This window comes from Bradyrhizobium sp. (genome assembly GCF_017881085.1).
In the GTDB taxonomy this organism is placed as follows: Bacteria; Pseudomonadota; Alphaproteobacteria; order Rhizobiales; family Xanthobacteraceae; genus Bradyrhizobium.
This window is the reverse complement of sequence record NZ_JADGRI010000395.1, coordinates 1-4,313: the sequence shown is the minus strand read 5'-3', so window position 1 is coordinate 4,313 and position 4,313 is coordinate 1. Positions and strand designations below refer to the sequence as shown.

4 protein-coding genes are annotated in these 4,313 nt (G+C 62.8%); all 4 read right to left on the bottom strand.

The genetic code is table 11. From position 1 onward, the window contains the following. Nucleotides 1–161: 161 nt before the first annotated feature. Genes cbbX through fba form a run of 4 tightly spaced genes read right to left on the bottom strand, consistent with a single transcriptional unit; the run spans nt 162 to nt 4,108 of the window. Nucleotides 162–1,097 carry a CbbX protein gene (cbbX, locus tag QZ213_RS25310; protein ID WP_291688800.1) on the bottom strand — a complete coding sequence of 312 codons (936 nt, stop codon included), beginning with the start codon at nt 1,095–1,097 and terminating at the stop codon, nt 162–164. Beyond that, on the bottom strand, nt 1,094–1,519 hold the full coding sequence (locus QZ213_RS25305) for a ribulose bisphosphate carboxylase small subunit (protein ID WP_291688799.1): 426 nt from the start codon (nt 1,517–1,519) through the stop codon (nt 1,094–1,096). Before QZ213_RS25305 ends, cbbX begins: the two co-directional genes overlap by 4 nt. Nucleotides 1,520–1,530: 11 nt before the next feature. Then, a complete protein-coding gene (locus tag QZ213_RS25300; RefSeq protein ID WP_291688798.1) occupies nt 1,531–2,991 on the bottom strand; it encodes a form I ribulose bisphosphate carboxylase large subunit in 1,461 nt (486 codons plus the stop codon). A gap of 31 nt (nt 2,992–3,022) precedes the next feature. Continuing rightward, nucleotides 3,023–4,108, bottom strand: a complete 1,086-nt coding sequence (gene fba / locus QZ213_RS25295) for a class II fructose-bisphosphate aldolase (RefSeq protein WP_291688797.1) — start codon at nt 4,106–4,108, stop codon at nt 3,023–3,025. Nucleotides 4,109–4,313 lie beyond the last annotated feature (205 nt).

The window sequence follows — 4,313 nt, the reverse complement described above, 5'->3', positions numbered from 1 at the left end:
AGCATAATCAGCGTTTTCGTTTGACCGCCGGTTTCAGCCATTTCAGCTATTGCGGCCGGAACAGACCAGGAAAGCGTGCGCCGACCGACACAAGACCGGCCCAACGGTTCGCATTTTGTCCGCTCACCCAAACATTGCAGTAAGCAGCCATAACGCCTTCGTCACCCGCTTGATCTGTCCGAAAATACCCGGCTGGCCAGCACGTCAGATGCCTCCAGCGACATGATGTCATCGGCGCTCAGCACGCGGTCGAGATCGGCGACCAGCCGGTTGGCCTGGCGCAGCCGCATGCGGTCGAGCGCGTTGCGGATCGATCGCGCGTTGGAGAACAGCGGCTGGGTCTTGCGCAAGGCGATGTAGCGGATGAACGCCTGCCGCGCGTCCGGGCTGAACCGGTAATTCATGTCGTGCAGCATCAGCTCGGCGATCGCCATCAGCTCATCGTCGGCATAATCCGGAAAATCGATGTGGTGGGCGATGCGGGAGCGGAAGCCGGGATTGCTGGCGAAGAACTTGTCCATGCGGTCGCCGTAGCCGGCCAGGATCACCACGAGGTCCTCACGCTGCGATTCCATCACCTGCAGCAGGATCTCGATCGCTTCCTGCCCGTAATCACGCTCATTGTCGGGGCGATGCAGGTAGTACGCCTCGTCGATGAACAGCACGCCGCCCATCGCCTTCTTCAGGATTTCCTTGGTCTTCGGCGCGGTGTGGCCGATGTACTGGCCGACCAGTTCATCGCGGGTGACCGAGATCACCTGGCCGCGGCGCACGAAGCCGAGCTTGTGCAGGATGCTGGCGATCCGCAGCGCGACCGTGGTCTTGCCGGTGCCGGGGTTTCCGGTGAACGACATGTGCAGGGTCGGCACGTCGGACGTCAGGTTCATGCGTTTTCGGATACGCTCGATCAGCAGCAGCGAGGCGATCTCGCGAATCCGCGTCTTGACCGGCTTCAGACCGATCAGCTCCCGGTCGAGCTGGTCGAGGACCTCGCCGATGCCGACGTCGTTGAATTCACGGCGCAGGTCGACCCGCTCGAGCGGCGGGGTCCGGTCCGCGTCTTGCGGGACGGCCGATGGGCTGGCGGGCGAATTCATTGATCACCGTAGCGCACGCCCTCGGGACGATCGGCGGCATAGGGTGTCGTGGTGTAGCGGATGTTGCGCCCGCTCATTTCGTGCCGCTCAAGACGAAAGCCCGGTTCCTGTTTCGGCCGGTTGACGATGAAGGACAGCCGCACCGACTCCCAACCGTGGCTCGAATCGAACGCCGACATCCGGATGTAGCGGTCACCATACACCTTGCGGCACTCGCTAAGCTCCATCATCACGCCGGCGGCATCGCGAAGATCGAACATCGGCAGGCCCCACATTTCCCAGAGATTGTTGCGCGGATGCGGATCGTCGGTGAATTCGATATTCACCGCCCAGCCCTTTTCCAGGCAATACTGAACCTGCCGGGAGATCTGCTCGTCGGTGAGATCGGGCAGAAACGAAAAACAGCCTTGGGTAACGCGCATGGTCCTGCTCCTTACATCGAGACGCTGGCGGTGGGGGCATAGTCCGGCATGTCGGTGGATTCGTAGTTGAAGGTGACGTTCTTCCAGACCTCGAGCGCCGACTTAAGTGGCGTACAGGTCTGCGCCGCCTTGGCAAGAATCTCCGGCCCCTCATGGAGGTAGTCGCGCCCTTCGTTGCGCGCGAGGATCATCGCCTCCAGCGCCACCCGGTTCGCGGTGGCGCCGGCCTGGATGCCCATGGGATGGCCGATGGTGCCGCCGCCGAACTGCAGCACCACGTCTTCGCCGAGATGATCGAGCAATTGATGCATCTGGCCGGCGTGAATGCCTCCCGATGCCACCGGCATCAGCTTGTTGAGGCTGGCCCAGTGCTGGTCGAAGAACACGCCGTGCTCCAGTTTCGCGGGATTGTAATCCTCGCGGCAGATGTCGTAATAGCCGCGCGTGGTCGCCGGATCGCCCTCGAGCTTGCCGACCACGGTGCCGGCATGGATGTGATCGACGCCGGCGAGGCGCATCCATTTCGCGATCACGCGGAACGAGACGCCGTGGTTTCGCTGTCGCGTGTAGGTCGAATGCCCGGCCCGATGCAGATGCAGAATCATGTCATTGCGGCGCGCCCATTTCGCCATCGACTGGATCGCGGTGTAGCCGATCACCAGATCGATCATGATGATGATGGAGCCGAGCTCCTTGGCGAACTCTGCCCGCTCGTACATATCCTCCATGGTGCCGGCGGTGACGTTGAGATACGTCCCCTTGATCTCGCCGGACGCGGCCTGGGCCTTGTTGACCGCTTCCATGCAATACAGAAATCGCTCGCGCCAGTGCATGAACGGCTGCGAGTTGATGTTCTCGTCGTCCTTGGTGAAATCGAGCCCGCCCTTCAGAGCCTCGTAGACCACGCGGCCGTAATTGCGCCCTGAAAGGCCAAGTTTCGGCTTCACGGTGGCGCCGAGCAGCGGGCGGCCGAACTTGTCCATGCGCTCGCGCTCGACCACGATGCCGGTCGCCGGTCCCTGGAAGGTCTTCACATAGGCGACGGGCAGCCGCATGTCCTCAAGCCGCAGCGCCTTCAGCGGTTTGAAGCCGAACACATTGCCGATGATCGAGGCCGACAGGTTGGCGATCGATCCGTTCTCGAACAAATCGAGATCGTAGGCGATGTAGGCGAAATATTGCCCCGGCGAATTCGGCACGGGATCGACGCGGTAGCATTTGGCGCGGTATTTTTCCGCGGCCGTCAACCGGTCGGTCCAGACCACCGTCCAGGTCGCGGTCGAGGACTCGCCGGCGACCGCCGCCGCCGCCTCGATGGGATCGACGCCGTCCTGCGGGGTCACCCGGAACAGCGCGATGATGTCGGTGTCCTTGGGCTCGTAATCGGGCTCCCAATAGCCCATTTTCTTGTATTCCATGACGCCGGATTTGTAGCGATCCTTGCCGCGGATGGTCATTGATTGTTCGTTCATGGGTCTCTCCTCGATGGTAGGGGGCGGCGAGTCATTCCGCGGCGGACGCGATATTTCCGATGCGGGGGTCGAGCGCGCCGGATCGATAACGTCGGGCCATTTCCGCCAGCGGCATCACCCTGATCTTGCTGGCATGGCCAGCCGTGCCGAACTGGACAAAACGTTCGCGGCAGAGCTCGCGCATCTGGTCCATCGCCGGCTTGAGGAATTTTCGCGGATCGAATTCGCTCTTGCTCTGCATGGCCACCTTGCGGAAGGCCGCCGTCATCGCCAGCCGGCAGTCGGTATCGATATTGACCTTGCGGACGCCATGCCGGATGCCGCGGACGATCTCCTCGACCGGCACGCCCCAGGTCTGCGGCATCTCGCCGCCAAACTGGTTGAACGCGTCCTGCAGGGGTTGCGGCACCGAGGACGAGCCGTGCATCACCAGATGCGTGTTCGGCAGCCTACGGTGGATTTCCTCGACCACTTTCATGGCGAGAATCTCGCCGTCCGGCTTGCGCGAGAACTTGTAGGCGCCGTGCGAGGTCCCCATCGCGATCGCCAGCGCGTCGACCCTGGTGGCGCGAACGAAATCGACTGCCTGGTCCGGGTCGGTCAACAACTGATCATGGCTGACCTTGCCTTCGACGCCATGGCCGTCTTCCTGTTCGCCACCGCCATGTTCGAGCGAGCCAAGCACGCCGAGTTCGCCCTCCACGGAGGCGCCGATCCAGTGAGCCATCTCGACCACGCGGCGGGTGATATCGACGTTGTAGTCATACTCCGCAGGGGTTTTGGCGTCGGCCTTGAGCGAGCCATCCATCATGACCGAGGTGAAGCCGTGTTGAAGCGCCGTGGCACAGGTGGCTTCCTCGTTGCCGTGGTCCTGATGCAGGCAGAGCGGAATCTGCGGATATATCTGCTCCAGCGCGTCGATCATCTTCGACAGCATGATGTCGTTCGCATAGGAGCGTGCGCCGCGCGAGGCCTGGATGATGACGGGCGCATCGACGGCCGCCGCCGCGTCCATGATCGCAAGGCCCTGCTCCATGTTGTTGATGTTGAACGCCGGTACGCCGTAGTCGTGCTCGGCGGCATGGTCCAATAGCTGCCTCAGGGTAATTCGTGCCATCGCCGTCTCCGTGTCCTTCCTTGTCGCGCTAAACGCGTCACGCGTGGGTAGCCGTCATCCGGGATCGCGCGAGGCAGCGCCGCGCGGTCTCCGCGACGGCCTCCGCGGTGATGCCGAATTCGCGATAGAGCACCTCCGCCGGTGCGGAGGCGCCGAAACCGGTCATGCCCACGAATTCGCCGCCGTCCCCGAGCCAACGCGCCCA

What these genes read in the sequence shown, in the direction of transcription:
- cbbX (WP_291688800.1), bottom strand. Translation starts at nt 1,097, where the DNA reads ATGAATTCGCCCGCCAGCCCATCGGCCGTCCCGCAAGACGCGGACCGG.
- fba (WP_291688797.1), bottom strand. Translation starts at nt 4,108, where the DNA reads ATGGCACGAATTACCCTGAGGCAGCTATTGGACCATGCCGCCGAGCAC.
- QZ213_RS25300 (WP_291688798.1), bottom strand. Translation starts at nt 2,991, where the DNA reads ATGAACGAACAATCAATGACCATCCGCGGCAAGGATCGCTACAAATCC.
- QZ213_RS25305 (WP_291688799.1), bottom strand. Translation starts at nt 1,519, where the DNA reads ATGCGCGTTACCCAAGGCTGTTTTTCGTTTCTGCCCGATCTCACCGAC.